This is a genomic window from Mycobacterium sp. DHQP2018-32-09, from assembly GCF_058148405.1.
In genome coordinates, this window is sequence record NZ_JBYVYK010000059.1 from 1 (window position 1) to 17,648 (window position 17,648).

The 17,648-nt window shown below is 71.1% G+C and carries 17 protein-coding genes and 1 pseudogene; 10 read left to right on the forward strand and 8 right to left on the reverse strand.

What is annotated here, in order from left to right:
* Positions 1 to 242, reverse strand: a pseudogene (locus tag AC30CM_RS23170) (hypothetical protein); the annotation flags it as partial.
* Between the two features lie 137 nt (positions 243 to 379).
* Between AC30CM_RS23170 and AC30CM_RS23175 the strand changes: the two are divergent.
* A complete protein-coding gene (locus AC30CM_RS23175; RefSeq protein WP_490119289.1) occupies positions 380 to 1,609 on the forward strand; it encodes a mannosyltransferase in 1,230 nt (409 codons plus the stop codon).
* On the opposite strand, the gene AC30CM_RS23180 is transcribed toward AC30CM_RS23175, so the two are convergent.
* Complete coding sequence (locus tag AC30CM_RS23180) at positions 1,587 to 1,871, reverse strand: 4a-hydroxytetrahydrobiopterin dehydratase (protein WP_490119263.1); 285 nt, start codon at positions 1,869 to 1,871, stop codon at positions 1,587 to 1,589. The genes AC30CM_RS23175 and AC30CM_RS23180 overlap by 23 nt on opposite strands.
* 44 nt (positions 1,872 to 1,915) lie before the next feature.
* Here AC30CM_RS23180 and AC30CM_RS23185 point away from each other — a divergent pair, with 44 nt between their 5' ends.
* Positions 1,916 to 2,311 carry a (deoxy)nucleoside triphosphate pyrophosphohydrolase gene (locus tag AC30CM_RS23185; RefSeq protein ID WP_490119264.1) on the forward strand — a complete coding sequence of 132 codons (396 nt, stop codon included), beginning with the start codon at positions 1,916 to 1,918 and terminating at the stop codon, positions 2,309 to 2,311.
* On the opposite strand, the gene AC30CM_RS23190 is transcribed toward AC30CM_RS23185, so the two are convergent.
* Both AC30CM_RS23190 and AC30CM_RS23195 read right to left on the reverse strand, forming a co-directional pair.
* A complete protein-coding gene (locus AC30CM_RS23190; RefSeq protein ID WP_490119265.1) occupies positions 2,308 to 2,571 on the reverse strand; it encodes a hypothetical protein in 264 nt (87 codons plus the stop codon). The two genes, AC30CM_RS23185 and AC30CM_RS23190, sit on opposite strands and share 4 nt — an antisense overlap.
* Positions 2,572 to 2,631: 60 nt before the next feature.
* Positions 2,632 to 2,799 carry a hypothetical protein gene (locus AC30CM_RS23195; protein WP_490119266.1) on the reverse strand — a complete coding sequence of 56 codons (168 nt, stop codon included), beginning with the start codon at positions 2,797 to 2,799 and terminating at the stop codon, positions 2,632 to 2,634.
* 63 nt (positions 2,800 to 2,862) lie between these two features.
* Here AC30CM_RS23195 and typA point away from each other — a divergent pair, with 63 nt between their 5' ends.
* Together typA and AC30CM_RS23205 are read left to right on the forward strand one after the other, a co-directional pair.
* Complete coding sequence (typA, locus tag AC30CM_RS23200; protein WP_490119267.1) at positions 2,863 to 4,752, forward strand: translational GTPase TypA; 1,890 nt, start codon at positions 2,863 to 2,865, stop codon at positions 4,750 to 4,752.
* 77 nt (positions 4,753 to 4,829) lie between these two features.
* Positions 4,830 to 6,800: an ABC transporter family substrate-binding protein gene (locus AC30CM_RS23205; RefSeq protein ID WP_490119268.1), complete on the forward strand. Its 1,971-nt coding sequence runs from the start codon at positions 4,830 to 4,832 to the stop codon at positions 6,798 to 6,800.
* Here AC30CM_RS23205 and AC30CM_RS23210 read toward each other — a convergent pair.
* Entirely contained in the window at positions 6,784 to 8,028 is a 1,245-nt protein-coding gene (locus tag AC30CM_RS23210) for a chloride channel protein (RefSeq protein WP_490119269.1), read from the reverse strand. The genes AC30CM_RS23205 and AC30CM_RS23210 overlap by 17 nt on opposite strands.
* A gap of 23 nt (positions 8,029 to 8,051) precedes the next feature.
* Between AC30CM_RS23210 and mshB the strand changes: the two genes are divergently transcribed.
* Together mshB and AC30CM_RS23220 are read left to right on the forward strand one after the other, a co-directional pair.
* Positions 8,052 to 8,909, forward strand: coding sequence for an N-acetyl-1-D-myo-inositol-2-amino-2-deoxy-alpha-D-glucopyranoside deacetylase (gene mshB, locus AC30CM_RS23215; protein ID WP_490119270.1), 858 nt, complete (start codon positions 8,052 to 8,054; stop codon positions 8,907 to 8,909).
* A 218-nt stretch (positions 8,910 to 9,127) separates the two neighbouring features.
* The gene (locus tag AC30CM_RS23220; RefSeq protein WP_490119271.1) at positions 9,128 to 9,457 is read left to right on the forward strand and encodes a hypothetical protein; all 330 of its coding nucleotides are present in this window, start codon (positions 9,128 to 9,130) and stop codon (positions 9,455 to 9,457) included.
* Positions 9,458 to 9,463: 6 nt separating this feature from the next.
* Here AC30CM_RS23220 and AC30CM_RS23225 read toward each other — a convergent pair whose 3' ends face one another.
* Positions 9,464 to 10,732: a hypothetical protein gene (locus AC30CM_RS23225; RefSeq protein WP_490119272.1), complete on the reverse strand. Its 1,269-nt coding sequence runs from the start codon at positions 10,730 to 10,732 to the stop codon at positions 9,464 to 9,466.
* Between the two features lie 200 nt (positions 10,733 to 10,932).
* On the opposite strand from AC30CM_RS23225, the gene AC30CM_RS23230 reads away from it, so the two are divergent.
* Positions 10,933 to 13,518 (forward strand): bifunctional FO biosynthesis protein CofGH, encoded by a 2,586-nt coding sequence (locus tag AC30CM_RS23230; RefSeq protein ID WP_490119273.1) that lies wholly within the window; start codon positions 10,933 to 10,935, stop codon positions 13,516 to 13,518.
* Here the strand turns inward: AC30CM_RS23230 and AC30CM_RS23235 are convergent.
* Together AC30CM_RS23235 and AC30CM_RS23240 are read right to left on the reverse strand one after the other, a co-directional pair.
* Entirely contained in the window at positions 13,497 to 14,693 is a 1,197-nt protein-coding gene (locus tag AC30CM_RS23235; RefSeq protein ID WP_490119274.1) for a PrsW family glutamic-type intramembrane protease, read from the reverse strand. The genes AC30CM_RS23230 and AC30CM_RS23235 overlap by 22 nt on opposite strands.
* A complete protein-coding gene (locus AC30CM_RS23240; protein WP_490119275.1) occupies positions 14,690 to 15,256 on the reverse strand; it encodes a hypothetical protein in 567 nt (188 codons plus the stop codon). The genes AC30CM_RS23235 and AC30CM_RS23240 overlap by 4 nt, the downstream gene beginning before the upstream one ends.
* A gap of 132 nt (positions 15,257 to 15,388) precedes the next feature.
* On the opposite strand from AC30CM_RS23240, the gene AC30CM_RS23245 reads away from it, so the two are divergent.
* The 3 genes from AC30CM_RS23245 to dapC all read left to right on the forward strand — a co-directional run bounded on the left by AC30CM_RS23245 (position 15,389) and on the right by dapC (position 17,646).
* Positions 15,389 to 15,937: a YceI family protein gene (locus AC30CM_RS23245; protein WP_490119276.1), complete on the forward strand. Its 549-nt coding sequence runs from the start codon at positions 15,389 to 15,391 to the stop codon at positions 15,935 to 15,937.
* A 254-nt stretch (positions 15,938 to 16,191) separates the two neighbouring features.
* Complete coding sequence (gene fdxA, locus AC30CM_RS23250; protein WP_490119277.1) at positions 16,192 to 16,515, forward strand: ferredoxin; 324 nt, start codon at positions 16,192 to 16,194, stop codon at positions 16,513 to 16,515.
* 24 nt (positions 16,516 to 16,539) lie between these two features.
* Positions 16,540 to 17,646: a succinyldiaminopimelate transaminase gene (gene dapC / locus AC30CM_RS23255; RefSeq protein ID WP_490119278.1), complete on the forward strand. Its 1,107-nt coding sequence runs from the start codon at positions 16,540 to 16,542 to the stop codon at positions 17,644 to 17,646.
* Positions 17,647 to 17,648 lie beyond the last annotated feature (2 nt).

Sequence of the window (17,648 nt, forward strand, 5' to 3'; positions counted from 1 at the left end):
GCTGCTGCGGCGGCGGGTGCCGCACCCCCGGTGAACGCCGAGGCGAGGCCCTGCAGCAGCTGCGGCGCGTTGCTCAGCAGCGGCAGTCCGGCCATGCCGGGGATGACCGGCGCCGGGGCGGGGGCCGGGGCCGGCTCCGCGGCGGCGGGCGCACTGAAGGCCAAGGCGGCGCCCACCGCACCTGCGGCCGCGATTCCGCTGGCAGCGGCGGCCTTTCGGATGGTCTTGCTGACGAGATGCATGGTTCTCCCAATCGGTTGGCGGCACGTCTGCTCCCGAAGCTACGGAGTTACTGGAGTTACTCAAGTGACATGTGTGGCATTTATGGAACCGTTACGCACACGTCTGCACCGCGTGACCAGTCGCTAGAGTCGGGGAGATAGACACCCATTCGCCGGCACCGAGCCGGCCCGCGAGCACGGCAGCGCACCGGCTGACCGGGTCGATCCGGCTCCTGGCGCCATGGCTGCTGATACTCAGCGTCGCCGCACGACTGGCCTGGACCTACCTGGTGCCCAACGGCGCCAACTTCGTCGACCTGCACGTCTACGTCGGCGGCGCGGCCACCGTCGGCACCGACCGACAGCTCTACGACTACGTCTACGCCGATCAGACCCCGGACTTTCCGCTGCCCTTCACCTATCCGCCCTTCGCGGCCGTGGTCTTCGCGCCGCTGCGGTTCGTCCCCTTCGGGCTCCTGGCGTTCCTGTGGCAGGTGGGCATCATCGCCGCGCTGTACGGCGTGGTGTGGGTGTCGTTGAGATTGCTGGGCCGACCCGACCATCGGCTCGCGATGGCGTGGACGGCCGTCGGCATCTGGACCGAACCCCTACGCAGCACGTTCGACTACGGGCAGGTCAACGTGGTGCTGGCCCTCGCCGTGCTGTGGGCGGTCTACACCACGCGGTGGTGGCTGTCCGGGCTGCTGGTCGGCGTGGCCGCAGGCATCAAGCTCACCCCCGCGGTCGCGGGGCTGTACTTCGTGGGCGCGCGGCGGTGGGGAACGGCCGCGTTCTCCGCGCTGGTGTTCTTCGCGACCATCGGGGTGTCGGTGCTCGTCCTGCGCGGCCAGGCGACCTACTACTTCACCGACCTGCTCGGCGACGCCGGACGCGTCGGTCCCGTCGGCACGTCGTTCAACCAGTCGTGGCGCGGCGCCATCTCGCGGATCGTCGGTCACGACGCCGGGTTCGGTCCCGCGGTGTTGGCGGGGGTGGCGGTGACCGCCGTGCTGGCCGTGCTGGCCTGGCGGGCGCTGCGCACCGCCGCGCCGGGCGGCACGCTCGACCGACTGGGCGCCCTGCTGGTGGTGCAGCTGTTCGGGCTGCTGCTGTCCCCGATCTCCTGGACGCACCACTGGGTGTGGTTGATCCCGCTGATGATCTGGTTGTTGCACGGTCCGCTCGGCGGCCGGACGGGTGCGCGGGTGCTCGGCTACGGATGGCTGGTGCTGGTGCTCGTGGGCGTGCCCTGGCTGTTGAGCTTCGCCCAGCCGACCATCTGGCAGATCAGCCGGCCGTGGTACCTGGCGTGGGCGGGGCTCGTCTACGTCGTGGCCACCCTCGCCACGCTGGCCTACGTCGCGCTCAGCGCCCGACGATGCCGTTGATGTCGCGCGCCATCTCGACGTCCTTGTCCGTGATGCCTCCCTCGGAATGCGTCACGAGCGCGAACGTGACGGTCCGCCAACGGATGTTGATGTCCGGATGGTGATCCTTCGCCTCGGCGTGTTCGGCGACGTGGCGCACCGCCTCGATGCCGTCGAGGAAGGCGTCGAACTCGATCTCGCGGCGCAGCGCCCCGTCTCGCCGCTGCCATCCGGCCAACTCGCCCAGCGCGGCATCCACTTGTTCGTCAGTCAGTATGGCCATGCCTCCTGCATACCCCCTGACGGCGTGTCCGTAGCGTGCCTTCGGTGAACGGGACCGTGGTGGCCGGCGCCGTGATCGTCGACGGGGCACTGCTCGTCGCGCAACGCAGGCACCCGCCCGAACTCGCCGGGCTGTGGGAACTACCGGGCGGCAAGGTGGTGCCCGGGGAGACCGACCGGGACGCCCTGGTGCGCGAACTGCGCGAGGAACTGGGCGTCGACGTCGTCGTGGGCGCGCGCGTCGGGAACGACGTGGTGCTGCCGAACGCGATGACGCTGCGCGCGTACCTCGTCACCGTGGTCGCCGGTGCCGTCGCCGCGCACGACCACGAGGCGCTGCGCTGGGTCACCGCCGTCGAACTCGCCACCGTCGACTGGGTGCCCGCCGACCGATCGTGGGTGCCGCACCTGGCGGCGGCCCTGCGGTCCGGGAGCCGCTAGTACCGCAGCCGGTCGGCCACCACGCGGGCGGCGCCGTGGTGGCGCACCGCGTACACGGGGTGCGTCAGCGCCGGGTGTCTGCAGTGGGGGCACGACTCGCTGGGCTGGTTGGCGGCGGCGAACGCCAAGTGGTGACATGCAGCACACCTGACGACGAACACCGCCCCCATCCAGTTGAGCAGGCCGAGATAGATCGCGACCGTCGTGGCCAGGCCGAGGACGACGATCAGCGCGATGGTCGCAGCTTCGTAAACGGACACGAGCCCTACCTCCGATCAACGCCGGACGCTTCCACGTTACGCCGGTCAACGCGCTGGTCGTCAGGACTTTCTCGCCAGCTTGAACACCTTCTCCAGATCCTTGCCGCGGATGCCGTTGCGCTCGGCCTTCTGCACCCGGTGCAGCACCAGCGGACACCGCTTGCACCGGGGCTTGGACCGGCAGCACTTCTTCTTCGCCTTGGCCGTGGCGAACTTGGGAGACTTCACGCGATCCCTTCGTCGTCGATCCGCGTTTTCGCGAATGCACACCCGCGCTGCGACAATTCTGGCGTGGATTTTCGTAACGTAGCCATCGTCGCCCACGTCGACCACGGCAAGACGACTCTGGTCGATGCGATGCTGCGGCAGTCCGGCGCCCTCACCCATCGCGGTGACGACGCCGTCGAACGCCTCATGGACTCCGGTGACCTGGAGAAGGAAAAGGGCATCACCATCCTGGCGAAGAACACCGCCGTGCACCGCACGCACGCCGACGGCAGCGTCACGGTGATCAACGTCATCGACACGCCGGGCCACGCCGACTTCGGCGGCGAGGTGGAACGCGGGCTGTCGATGGTCGACGGCGTGGTGCTGCTGGTCGACGCGTCCGAGGGCCCGCTGCCGCAGACGCGGTTCGTGCTGCGCAAGGCCCTGGCCGCGCACCTCCCGGTGATCCTCGTGGTCAACAAGACCGACCGTCCCGACGCCCGCATCGCCGAAGTGGTCTCCGAGAGCCACGACCTGCTGCTCGACGTCGCCTCCGACCTCGACGACGAGGCCCAGGCCGCCGCCGAGAAGGCCCTCGACCTGCCGACGCTGTACGCCTCCGGGCGCGCGGGCATCGCCAGCACCACCGAACCCCCCAACGGGCAGAACCCCGACGGCGAGAACCTCGACCCGCTGTTCGACGTGCTCATGGAGCACATCCCGCCGCCCAGCGGTGACCCCGAGGCCCCGCTGCAGGCGCTCGTCACCAACCTCGACGCCTCGGCCTTCCTCGGCCGCCTGGCGCTGATCCGCATCTACAACGGCAAGCTGCGCAAGGGCCAGCAGGTGGCCTGGATGCGCGAGGTCGACGGCCTCCCCGTCGTCACCAACGCCAAGATCACCGAGCTGCTCGCCACCGTCGGCGTCGAGCGCAACCCGACCGACGAGGCCGTCGCGGGCGACATCGTCGCCGTCGCCGGCCTGCCCGAGATCATGATCGGCGACACGCTCGCCGACCCCGAGCACGCGCACGCCCTGCCGCGCATCACGGTCGACGAGCCCGCGATCTCGGTCACCATCGGCACCAACACGTCGCCGCTGGCAGGCAAGGTCTCCGGGCACAAGCTCACCGCCCGCATGGTCAAGAGCCGGCTCGACAGCGAACTCGTCGGCAACGTGTCCATCCGGGTCGTCGACATCGGCAGGCCCGACGCGTGGGAGGTGCAGGGCCGCGGCGAGCTGGCGCTGGCCATCCTCGTCGAGCAGATGCGCCGCGAGGGCTTCGAGATGACCGTCGGCAAGCCGCAGGTGGTCACGCGCACCATCGACGGCAAGCTGCACGAGCCGTTCGAGGCCATCACCATCGACTGCCCCGAGGAGTTCGTCGGCGCCATCACCCAGCTGATGGCCGCCCGCAAGGGCCGCATGGAGGAGATGACCAACCACGCGGCAGGGTGGGTCCGGATGGACTTCATCGTCCCGAGCCGTGGCCTCATCGGCTTCCGCACCGACTTCCTCACCCTGACGCGCGGCACCGGCATCGCCAACGCCGTGTTCGACGGCTACCGGCCGTGGGCGGGCGAGATCCGCGCGCGGCACACCGGCTCGCTGGTCTCCGACCGCAGCGGCAGCATCACGCCGTTCGCCATGATCCAGTTGGCCGATCGCGGGCAGTTCTTCGTCGAACCCGGCGAGGACACCTACGAAGGCCAGGTGGTGGGCATCAACCCCCGCGCCGAGGACCTCGACGTCAACGTGACGCGCGAGAAGAAGCTGACCAACATGCGCAGCTCGACCGCCGACGTCATGGAGACGCTGGCCCGGCCGCTGACGCTCGACCTCGAGCAGGCCATGGAGTTCTGCGCCGAGGACGAGTGCGTCGAGGTGACGCCGGAGGTCGTGCGCGTGCGCAAGGTCGAACTCACCGCGAGCCTGCGGGCCAGGGCGAAGGCGCGGGCGAAGGCGCGCAACTGACCGTCGGGCGCCGCCGACGGCACGCCACTGCCGGTGGTGGCGTCGACGGCGTCGGGCGGGTCGATACCCTGAGCTTCGTGCCGACCACCCGCCGACGCGTGCCCACCGCCGTCGGCGCGTTGTTCAGTTCGGCGCTGTGCGCGTTCACGATGGCCGCGTGCACGGTGAGCCCGCCGCCGGCGCCGCAGAGCACCGACACCACCGTGAGCACGCCGCCGCCGCCGATGAAGGCGACGCAGATCATCATGGCGATCGACTCCATCGGCGCGGGGTTCAACCCGCACCTGATGAGCGACCAGTCGCCCGTCAACGCCGCGATCTCGGCGCTGGTGCTGCCCAGTTCGTTCCGGCCCATCGCCGACCCGGCCACCAGCACCGGCTCGCGCTGGGAGCTGGACACCTCGCTGCTGACCTCGGCAGAGGTGACGGCCGAGGACCCGTTCACCGTGACCTACAAGATCCGGCCCGAGGCGTCCTGGACCGACAACGCCCCGATCGCCGCCGACGACTACTGGTACCTGTGGCGGCAGATGGTGAGCCAGCCCGGGGTCGTCGACCCGGCCGGCTACGACCTCATCACGGGCGTGCAGTCCGTCGACGGGGGCAAGACCGCCGTCGTGACGTTCTCGCAGCCGTACCCGGCGTGGCGCGAGCTGTTCAACGACATCCTGCCCGCGCACATCGTCAAGGACGTCCCCGGCGGGTTCGCGGCGGGGCTGGCGCGCGCCATGCCGGTCACGGGCGGCCAGTTCCGGGTCGAGAGCATCGACCCGCAGCGCGACGAGATCCTGCTGGCGCGCAACGATCGCTACTGGGCGGAGCCCGCGAAGCCGGACCTCATCCTGTTCCGCCGCGGCGGCGCCCCCGCCGCGCTGGCCGACTCCATCCGCAACGGCGACACGCAGGTGGCGCAGGTGCACGGCGGGCAGGCCGCGTTCGCGCAGCTGTCGGCCATCCCCGACGTGCGGACTGCCCGCATCGTGACGCCGCGCGTCATGCAGTTGACGTTGCGCGCCGAGCGGCCGATGCTCGCGGACCCGCAGGTGCGTAAGGCCGTGCTCGGCCTGCTCGACGTCGACCTGCTGGCCGCGGTCGGCGCGGGCAGCGACAACACGGTGACGCTGGCGCAGGCCCAGGTGCGCTCGCCCTCGGATCCCGGCTACGTTCCGACCGCCCCGCCCGCGCTCACCACCGAGGAGGCCATGCGCCTGCTGGCCGCGGCGGGCTATCAGGTGCAGCCGGTGGAGTCCAGCACCCCGTCACCGTCCGGCGCGCCCGGTGCTCCCGGCGCGCCCGCGCCCTCGCCCGATGACCGCGGCCGCGTCACCAAGGACGGCGAGCCGCTGACCCTGGTGCTCGGCGTGGCCAACAACGACCCCACCTCGGTGGCCGTCGCGAACACCGCCGCCGACCAGTTGCGCAACGTGGGCATCACCGCGTCCGTGCTGTCGCTGGATCCGCCGACGCTCTACGGCGACGCGCTCACCGAGAACCGCGTCGACGCGATCGTCGGCTGGCATCAGGCCGGCGGCGACCTGGCCACGGCGCTGGCGTCGCGCTACGGCTGCCCGGCCCTGGAAGCCACCGCCGTGCCCACGACTCCGTCGAGCGACACCGCGGCCACCCCGGCACCGGCGGACGACCCGACGACGACGTCGCCGCCGGCGTCGTCGACGCCCCGCACGCCGACTTCCGCCACGCCGCCTGCGACGACTCCTGCCACCACTCCCGCCACGACGGATACCACCACCACGCCGCGCCCGGTCCCGGGCTCCGACCAACTGGTTCAGGCGCCCAGCAACCTGACCGGCATCTGCGATCGCAGCATCCAACCCATGATCGCCTCGGCGCTGGAGGGCACGGCGAACATCGCCGACGTGCTCAACGCCGTGGAGCCGCGGCTGTGGAGCATGAACACGGTGTTGCCGATCATGCAGGACACCACGATCGTCGCGGCAGGCCCCAGCGTGCGCAACGTCAACCTGTCGGGTGCGGTGCCCGTCGGCATCGTTGGCGACGCCGGCCGGTGGATCAAGCGGCCGCAGTGACCCGCGCAGCCTGATGTCGTTCGCGCGCACGGCGAATCGCGTGCGCGGCGACGGCGGCGACGCCGAACACCAACAGCAGCCAGTACGGGGGACGGGCGAGTTCCCAGACGAACAGGGCCGCCCACAGCGGAGCACGCTGCGTCACCGCGAGCACACCCACCGCGCACGTCAGGGACACCGCGGCGACGTCGACGTCGGTGCCCGCCAGCTGGTTGAGTGCCAGTGCGGCAACCGATCCGGCGGCCGCACCGGTCGCCAGGGCCGGGGTGATCATGCCGCCGACGGCGCCCGCGCGCAGGTATAGCGCCGTCAGCAACGGCTTGAGTACCAGGACGACGGCAGCGCCGGTGAGCGTCAGACCGGCGTCCAGGCTCACCGTGAGGATGCTGCGGCCGTTGCCCGGCAGCTCGGGCCACCAGATCGAGCACACCCCGGTGGCCAACCCGGCCGCCGCGACCGTGAGAATCAGTGTCCACGAACGGGTCTGGGGCCGGGGATGCGCCTTGATGGTCAACCATTCGAAGGCCAGCCCCACGGCGACGGCCAACGGTGCGATGGCCAACGCCAGGAAGCCGAACAGGTAGGACAACTCCGCGTCGGGCCAGGTGAGGGTGTGCTCGTAGTGCGTCACCGGGGACGCCACCGCCACCGCCAGGCTCGACGTGATCAGCGCCGTCCCCACCACGCGAGGATGCCAGCTGCCCAACATGATTCGCGCCGCGAACAGTGCTCCGCCCAGCGGCACGCTGTACACCGCGGCCAGCCCGGCGCCTGCGGCGCATGCCAGCAGGATCTCCTTGTCGCGCGCGGTCAGGTGCCACCGTGAGATGCCCAGGTCGCCGAAGGCGGCTGCCAGCTGCCGCGGGGCACCCTCACGGCCCAGCGAGGCGCCCGATCCCACGACGAGCACCTGCAGCGCGGCGTCGGCGACGAGCCGGCTGCGCGGCAGCGGGCGGTGCTCGGCGATGGTGGCCGCCAACGCGGGCACGTCGGCGCGGCGGCGCAGCAGCCACCAGCCACAGCCGGCGAGTGCACCGCCGAGCAGCGGTGCCGCCGCCCGCCGCACCGGGCTGCTGGCACCGACGCCTTGCAGCAACGTGCCGAACGAGTAGTGATAGGCGAGGTGCTCGACGGCATGCAGCACCAGCGTGGTGGCGGCACCGGCGACGCCGGCGAGCAGACCGATGACGACCACCGCGCTCGAGTACTCGACGGCGCGCCGTGACACCGGCTGAATCTATCGTGTTCGGCGTGGCAGTTCCGAGGTTGTTGTTCGTGCACGCCCACCCCGACGACGAGACGTTGACCACCGGCGGCACCATCGCGCACTACGCCGCTCGCGGCGCCGACGTCCACGTCGTCACCTGCACGCTGGGGGAGGAGGGTGAGGTGATCGGGCCGCGCTGGGCCGGCCTGGTGGTGTCGGAGGGCGACCAGCTGGGCGGCTACCGCATCGGGGAGCTGACGGCGGCCTTGGCGCACCTGGGCGTCGCATCACCGGTGTTCCTTGGCGGCGCGGGCCGGTGGCGCGACTCCGGGATGGCAGGCACTCCGGCCCGCCACCGGCAGCGGTTCGTCGACGCGCCCCTGGATGAGGCGGCGGCGACCCTCGCCGCGCTCGTCGACGACCTCCGCCCCCACGTCGTCGTCACCTATGACGCCGACGGCGGTTACGGGCATCCCGACCACGTGCGGGCCCACCAGGTGACGATGGCCGCCGTCGACGCCGCCGCGTGGGCAGTGCCGAAGGTCTACTGGACCGTGACCTCGCACCGTGCCCTGGACGCCGGGTTGCGGGATCTCGACGACGCCGACCTGCCGCCGCACTGGACGCGGCATGCGGTGCAGGAGTTCCCGTTCCGGTACGCCGACGAGGATCTCGACGCCGTGGTCGACGTCTCGGCGAGCCGGGACGCCAAGCTGGCGGCCATGCGCGCGCACGCCACGCAGATCAGCGTGAGCCCCGACGGACGCGCATTCGCGCTGTCCAACGACGTCGCACAGCCGGTCCTGGATCGGGAGTGCTACGTCCTGGCTGCGGGCAGCCCGGGGGACCGTGACGTCCGCGGCTGGGAGACCGACCTGCTGGCGGGGCTGAACCTCGGGTGATGCGCGCACCCGGATCGTGAGCCGAGGTAAGCTCCGGGCATTACTGCGCGCACGGCCGGAGGGATGACGATGGACCCCGATCTGGATCCCAACCTGCAGCACTGGCAAGACCGCCTGGACAACTTCCAGTGGGTGGTCGGTTCGCTGGTCGGAATGCTCGACAGCATCCCGACCTGAGCGCCGACACCGCGGGCCGGCTCCGGCCGGCCGTCCTTGCCGTGCTCGCACTCGACGGCGTGCTCTCCGCGCTGATCGGCGCGCTCTTCCTGCCCCTGTTCCTCGGGTCCATCCCGGTTCCGATCAGCGGCGTGCTCAGCGGTCTCACCAACCTGGCCCTGGTGTGGGCGGCACGGGAGTGGTCGTCGACGAGCCGGCTGGCGGGGCTACCCCTGTGGACGTGGCTGGCCACCGTCATCGTGCTGACCTTCGGGGGGCCGGGCGCGGACATCGTGTTCGGCGGCCCCGGCATCCTGCAACTGGGCCCGGTGGTGCTGCTGGTCCTCGGCGCCGCGCCGCCGCTGCTCTACCTGTACTACCGCAACCGTTAGCCGGGCTCAGTCCGTCGCGTTCTTGGCGGGCTTGGTGTTCGAGGCGTCGTTGGCGTCCTTGCTCTGCTTGGTGTCCTTGCTCTGCTTGGCGTCCTTGGTCTGTTTGGTCTGCGTGGTGTTCGGGGAACCCTTCGCCGCCCCGGAATCCTTTGCCGCCCCGGTGCCCTTCGCCGTCCCGGTGCCCTTCACGGCCCCGGAGCCCTTGGGGTCTGGCGAACCCTTGACGGCCGGGGAATCGGTGGCCTGCTGCGTGCCGGACGACGTCGCGCTTCCCGAGCCGGACGTTCCCGCCGTACCGGTCGCGGCTCCGGTGCCGGTGGTGCCTGCAGGGTCGGTCGTCGCCTGCGGGGCGGAGCCCTTGGGCGCTGCCGGTGCCGTGGTCTGCCCGGCCGGTGCGACCTGCGTGTCAGCCTCCGTCGTGGCAGCCTCCTCCGTGGGTGCCTCCGTGGGTGCCGTCTCGACGGCCGTCGCCTGCTCGGTGGTCATGGTGGCAGCGGCCAGGTCGGTCGGCAGCGCGGTACCCGGCTGCTCAACACCGGCCGGTTCGGTGGTGAGTTCCGTGGCGGTGGGCTTGGGCAGGGTATCGGCGGGGAGGGTCGCGGGTTGGGCTGCCGCCTCGGGTGCGGTGAGCGCCGTCAGCGTCATCGTCGGCTGCTGGGCCGCCAGCGGGCCGATGGGCGGCAGCGGCGGGATGAGCCACCCGAAGAAGTAGTTGAACTCGGCGACGCCGGTGTTGATCAGTGCCGCGACGGTGGTCGTGGCGACGGCGCCGATGCCGTTGACCCACGCGGCGACGTTGAGCGGCTGGTTGACCACCGGGATCACCAGGTCGTAGACGACGCTGTTGGCGACCGGCACGCCGAGGTTGTAGTACACGATCCCGATCTGGTCGCCCAGCAGATAGCCGTAGGGCACGAACTGCAGGGCGTACTGTGCCAGCTGCACGCCGTAGGTGACCCACTGCAGGCCCCACTGGTAGGCCGCCGAGATGCCGTCTCCGGTGGCGCTGAACGGCCCGGGCGCCGGCGGCGGCACCGGTACCGCGGCTGCTGCGACGGGGTCGATGCGGGACATGGCCGCCTGGGCGGCGTCGAGTTGCGCCGGCTGTGCGGGCGCGAGCACCAGCGGCCGGACGGCTGCGCTCAGCGCGACGCGGGCGTCGCTGCGGGCGGGTGCTGCCGCCTCGACGGGCGCCGACGGGCCGGGAAGCAGCGCAGCGGTCAGCGCGACGGCGGCCATTCCGGTGCTCAGGCGCGACCGGAGTGATGGGTTCATGGGCCTGCTACCTCTCGCCGTATGGCCGGAACAGTGCGAATTTACGCGGCCGTCGGCCTCCTGCGGTGAGATCTGGCAAACGGGGGGCGCCCGTGTCGGGCCCCGCGGGCTACTGTGGCTGTCATGTCTGGGGCGTGGCGACCGATGTCAGATGCTGGGAAGGCGCGGATGAATTTCGTCGGCAGTGGGGTTACAGGGGAGTGGCTCTGAACTCCCAGCGCGGTACCGCTCTGCCCAGTCCGGTGGTCCCACCGAAGGTCGAGACGGCATCCGCCAGTCCGGCCGCGTTGCGTCGCGTGCTGCGGCGTGCGCGCGACGGCGTCACCCTCAACGTCGACGAGGCGGCCATCGCGATGACCGCCCGCGGCGACGACCTGGCGGACCTGTGTGCCAGCGCCGCACGGGTGCGCGACGCCGGGTTGCAGGCGGCGGGGCGGCTCGGGGCGGCGGGCCGGCTGCCGGTCAGCTATTCGCGCAAGGTCTTCATCCCGGTGACCCATCTGTGTCGGGACACGTGCCACTACTGCACGTTCGTCACGGTGCCCGGCAAGCTCCGCGCTCAGGGCAAGGGCATGTTCATGGAGCCCGACGAGATCCTCGACGTCGCCCGTCGGGGTGCCGAATTGGGTTGCAAGGAAGCGTTGTTCACCCTCGGCGACCGGCCGGAGGCGCGCTGGGACGAGGCGCGGCAGTGGCTCGACGAGCGCGGGTACGACTCGACGCTGGACTACGTGCGGGCCATGGCCATCCGCGTCCTCGAGGAGACCGGTCTGCTGCCGCACCTCAATCCCGGCGTGATGAGCTGGTCGGAGCTGTCGCGGCTCAAGCCGGTGGCGCCGTCCATGGGCATGATGCTGGAGACCACGTCGCGGCGGCTGTTCGAGACCAAGGGGGAGGCGCACTACGGCAGCCCCGACAAGGATCCCGCCGTGCGGTTGCGCACGCTCGACGACGCCGGGCGGCTGTCGATCCCCTTCACCACCGGGTTGCTGGTGGGCATCGGGGAGACGCTCACCGAGCGCGCCGAGACCGTGCATGCGATTCGGCGGTCGCACAAGGAGTTCGGTCACGTCCAAGAGGTGATCGTGCAGAACTTCCGCGCGAAGGATCACACCGCGATGGCGGCCGCCCCGGACGCGGGGCTCGACGACTTCCTGGCCACGATCGCCGTCACGCGCCTGGTGATGGGACCGAAGGTGCGCATCCAGGCCCCGCCGAACCTGGTGTCGCGCGCCGAGTGCCTGGCCCTGATCGGGGCGGGCGTCGACGACTGGGGTGGGGTGTCGCCGCTGACGCCAGACCACGTCAACCCGGAGCGGCCGTGGCCCGCGCTCGACGACTTGGCCGAGGTCACCGCGGAGGCCGGCTACGACCTGGTGCAGCGGCTCACCGCGCAGCCCCAGTACGTCCAGGCCGGCGCCGCGTGGATCGATCCGCGGGTCATGGCGCACGTCGCCGCCCTGGCCGATCCCGACACCGGGCTGGCGCTCGACGTGAACCCGGTGGGCAGGCCGTGGCAGGAGCCCGACGAGGCCACCGAGTCCCTGGGCCGCACCGACCTGCACACCGCCATCGACACCGAGGGCAGGCGCACCGAGACGCGCAGTGACCTCGGCAGCGCGTTCGGCGACTGGGAGTCCATTCGGGCCAAGGTCGAGGAGTTGGCGGCGCGGGCGCCGGAACGCATCGACACCGACGTGCTTGCCGCGTTGCGCTCGGCCGAGCGCAACCCCGCGGGCTGCTCGGACGACGAGTACCTCGCCCTGGCCACCGCCGACGGTCCGGCGTTGGACGCCGTTGCCGCACTTGCCGATTCGCTGCGGCGCGACGTCGTCGGCGACGACGTGACGTTCGTGGTGAACCGGAACATCAACTTCACCAACATCTGCTACACCGGGTGTCGGTTCTGCGCGTTCGCCCAGCGCAAGGGCGACGCCGACGCCTACTCGCTGTCCACCGACGAGGTGGCCGACCGGGCGTGGGAGGCGCACGTCGCCGGCGCCACCGAGGTGTGCATGCAGGGCGGCATCGACCCGGAGCTGCCGGTCACCGGCTACGCCGACCTGGTGCGTGCGGTGAAGGCGCGGGTGCCGTCGATGCACGTGCACGCCTTCTCCCCGATGGAGATCGCCAACGGGGTCACCAGGGCGGGTACCAGCATCCGCGAGTGGCTCACGGCGCTGCGCGAGGCGGGTCTGGACACGATCCCCGGCACGGCCGCCGAGATCCTCGACGACGAGGTGCGCTGGGTGCTCACCAAGGGCAAGCTACCCACGTCGATGTGGATCGAGGTGGTGACGACGGCGCACGAGGTGGGCCTGCGGTCGTCGTCGACCATGATGTACGGCCACGTCGACACCCCGAAGCACTGGGTGGGCCACCTCAACGTGCTGCGCGACATCCAGGACCGCACGGGCGGTTTCACCGAGTTCGTGCCGCTGCCGTTCGTGCACCAGTCCTCGCCGCTATATCTGGCGGGCGGCTCGCGGCCGGGGCCCACGCACCGTGACAACCGCGCGGTGCACGCGTTGGCGCGCATCATGCTGCACGGCCGGATCCCGAGCATCCAGACCAGCTGGGTCAAGCTCGGGGTGGAGCGCACCCAGGTGATGCTGGAAGGCGGGGCCAACGACCTGGGTGGCACGCTGATGGAGGAGACCATCTCCCGCATGGCGGGCTCGGAGAACGGGTCGGCCAAGTCCGTCGCCGAGTTGGTCGCGATCGCCGAGGGCATCGGCAGGCCCGCGCGTCAGCGGACCACGGATTACTCGCCGCTGGCGGCCTGAGGGGCGTCCATCGCCTGGATCAGGTCGAGGGCGCGCGCCTGTGCGGCACGCACCGCCCGTTTGGCGGCGCGGCCGCCGGCCCGCTTGGCCTGCTTGCGCAGGGCGCGGCGACGGCGCAGCGTTGGCAGCGAGTCGAGTACCTCCTCGTCGACGTCGGCCAGCGCGCCGCGGGCACGCCCTGCGGCGATCCGCTCCTCGACCACTGCGCGCTCGTCGCGGATCAGCCACCAGGCGATGGCGAGGAACAGCACCAGGCAGACGGGGAACTTGGCCAGGTACAGGTACATGCCGGTGACGGTCAGCGGATACAGCGGCATGTCGAACCAGAAATGCAGGAACCACGCGGTGACCAGCAGTGCCGCTGCGACACCGAGGCGCCGGCCCCAGCCCCACCGGGCACGCTCGCTGAACGTCGGTAGCAGCAACAGCACGGCGACTGCCGTCAACCCGGTGTAGGACCAGTGCGACGGCAGTGCCGCGGCGAACCGCACGATCACGGTGTTGGAGATGCCCGCGGCGTCGCCGTCGAGACCGGCGATGGCGGCTTGACCCGCGAAGTGCAGGTCTTCGATGATCTCGAAGCCCAGGCCGACGAACATGCCGACCAGCAGGGCGTGCGAGACCCGGTGCAGCGCCGTCGCACACAGCACCAGGATGAGGGCCGCGCACATGCCCTTGGCGGCTTCCTCGATCACGGGGGCGCGCAGCGCTGACGACCAGTCGGTCAGCGTCTGCGGGGAGACGATGCGCAGCAGCACGTCGTCGTAGGTGAGGTTGGCGCCGTAGACCATGGACATGGCCGCGGTTCCGCCCAGGGCGGTCGCGGCGAACAACGCCTGCCGGTATGGCCGCGTCGCCCGGAAGGGGTCGAACGTCCCGATGATCCAGACCAGGACGGCGAAGGCGGCCAGCCACAGCGGGGCCAAGCGCAACTCGGTGTCGATGCTCTCCAGGAAGGCCCGGCCCAGCACCAGGGCGGTGCCGACGCTGCCGAGCAGCAGTGCGGCGACGAAGACCCAGAACACCGCGGAGTCGGGGCGGTAGACGAGCGCCTGGCGCGGCGCCGTGGTCGCCGGCTGCTCGGCGGTGGTGCTGGGGGTGGTGCTGCTGGGGGTGGTGGTGCTGGGGGTGGTGGTGCTGCTGCTGGGGGTGGTGCTGCTGGGGGTGGTGGTCACGCGCGGGGCTCCTTCCTCAGGGGGGCGACGAATTCCTCCAGCCCGGCTGCGGGCGTGTCGGGGGTGCCCAGTGAGGTCACGGTGACCAGGACGTCGTCGTCGGTGAGGTACGCGCAGGGTCCCACTACGTCGTCGTCGGCGATCGCGACGCAGGTGCGGCCGCGCAGGGCGCCGTCCGCGGTACTGATGGTGCCGCCGTCGAATGCCGCGGTGATGCCGCCGATCCGGGTGGCACGCATGACGCGGCGCTGCGCCTCGGCGGCATCGTGCTGGTCGACGTCGAAGGCCTGCACCAGGACGCGCTGGTCGCCGTTGCGTAGCAGCAGGCCGTCGCCGGTGGTGCGGCTCTGCCAGCCGGCCGGCGCGGTGATGGCCAGGGTGTTGTTCCGCGTCGTCACGGTCAGATCCGCACCCGATTCGGCCGTGCCCCAGTCCCGCTGTGGCAGGAGGGAATTCAGTGCGAAGGGGATGCCGGGCACGGCGAGCATGCCGAGCGCGAGGGCGAGTGCCGCGCCGCGGTCGGTGAGTCGGCGCCGCGGCAGGGCGGCGGGCGGGGTCGTCACGGGGATTTATCTTAGGCGTCAATTATTTGCGATGTGCACCATTCGCTTGTCCTACGGAATTAAATCGGACCACGGTCCGTTTTCCTCCGTAGCGGCGCCGGACAGGCCGGCGCCCGACGTCGAGGAGTTCTCATGACCGCTGCCGTAGCCACCGACCTCACCGCAGGCACCTGGGCCATCGATCCCGTCCACTCGTCCGTGTCGTTCGTCGTACGCCACCTCGTGGTCAGCAAGGTGCGCGGGGCCTTCCGTGACTTCTCCGGGGCCATCGTCGTCGCCGAGGACGGCACGCCCTCGGTGTCGGCCGAGATCGCCATCGACTCGGTGGACACCGGGAACGAGCAGCGTGATGCGCACCTCAAGGCGCCCGACTTCTTCGACGCCGCGCAGTTCCCCACCGCGACCTTCGTCTCGACCGGCGTGCGCACCGATGGCGACGCCTACGTCCTCGACGGCGACTTCACGCTCAAGGGCGTCACGTTGCCCATCGAGTTGGCGCTCGAGTTCAACGGCGTCAACCCGGGCATGGGCCACGGTGAGGTCGCCGGTTTCGAGGCAACCGTCGTGCTGAACCGCAAGGACTTCGGCATCGCCTTCGACGCGCCGTTGGAGACCGGCGGCGCCGTGGTCGGCGACAAGGTCACGATCACGCTCGAGATCGAGGCGCTCAAGCAGTCCTGAGCTGCCCGAACCCGCCTCGACACGTCCCGCAGCCCCCGCCGCTGCGGGGCGTGTCGCGTGGGGCGGCGAAGGGCGTGGCGGGCGGTATCTGCGACGTCTAGTATCAGTAACCGTGCGGCGCCCCAGGGTGCCGCACGGGAGTTAGGCAACACTGAGAAAGCCGGCCAAGTTCGAACCACGCATACTTGCACCGACTCTCGGGAAGACCCCCGGAACCAACCCGACCAGCAGCCCACTGGACAGGAGAGACATCAGTGACGTACGTCATTGCCGAACCCTGCGTCGACGTCAAGGACAAGGCGTGCATCGAAGAGTGCCCCGTCGACTGCATCTACGAGGGCGGGCGGATGCTCTACATCCACCCCGACGAGTGCGTGGACTGCGGAGCATGTGAGCCGGTGTGCCCGGTCGAGGCCATCTACTACGAGGACGACGTCCCGGATCAGTGGAACTCCTACACCCAGGCGAACGCGGACTTCTTCACCGAGCTGGGATCGCCAGGCGGCGCGTCGAAGGTGGGCCAGACGGACAACGATCCGCCCGCCGTCAAGGAGCTGGCGCCCCAGGGCGAAGGCTGACACGCGGGTACGCTGCGGCACCTGATGGCTAGAACCCTTTCGGCGGCGCTGCCCGTCTTTCCCTGGGACACCCTGGCCGACGTCACGGCGGCGGCACGCGCCCACCCCGACGGCATCGTCGACCTCTCGGTGGGAACGCCGGTGGACGAGGTGGCGCCCGTCATCCGCGATGCGCTGGCCGCTGCCAGTGCATCCGGTGGCTATCCCACGACGGCGGGCACGGCCCAGCTGCGCCGGGCCATGGTCGAGGCGCTGCGCCGCCGCTACGGCGTCACCGGTCTGACCGACGACGCCGTGCTGCCCGTGATCGGCACCAAGGAGCTGATCGCGTGGCTGCCGACGCTGCTGGGGCTCGGCGGTGGCGACGTCGTCGTGGTGCCCGAGCTGGCCTACCCGACCTACGACGTGGGTGCACGGCTGGCGGGTGCCCAGGTGGTGCGCGCCGACTCGCTGACCCAGCTGGGCCCGCAGACGCCGGCGCTGGTGTTCGTGAACTCGCCCAGCAACCCGACGGGCGCCGTGCTCGGTGTCGACCACCTGCGCAAGGTGGTCGGGTGGGCCCGCGAACGCGGTGCCGTGGTGGCCTCCGACGAGTGCTACCTGGGGTTGGCGTGGGAGGCCGAGCCCCTCTCGGTGCTGCACCCCGACGTGTGCGACGGCGACCACACGGGCCTGCTCGCGGTGCACTCGCTGTCCAAGACGTCGTCGATGGCGGGATACCGGGCGGGCTTCGTCGCCGGCGACCGTGCGCTGGTCGGTGAACTGCTGGCGGTGCGCAAGCACGCGGGCATGATGGTGCCCACGCCGGTGCAGGCCGCCATGGTCGCCGGTCTGGACGACGACGCCCACGAGGCCGACCAGCGCGCACGCTACGCGCGGCGCCGTACCGCTTTGCTGCGTGCGGTCCGCGACGCCGGGTTCACCGTCGACCACTCCGAGGCGGGGCTGTACCTGTGGGCCACGCGCGACGAACCGTGCCGCGACACGGTGGCGTGGTTCGGCCGCCGCGGCATCTTGGTGGCGCCCGGTGAGTTCTACGGTCCGCGCGGGGCTCGTCACGTGCGCATCGCGCTCACGGCCACCGACGAGCGCATCGCCGCCGCGGTCGCGCGGCTGGCCGCGCGAGACTGACG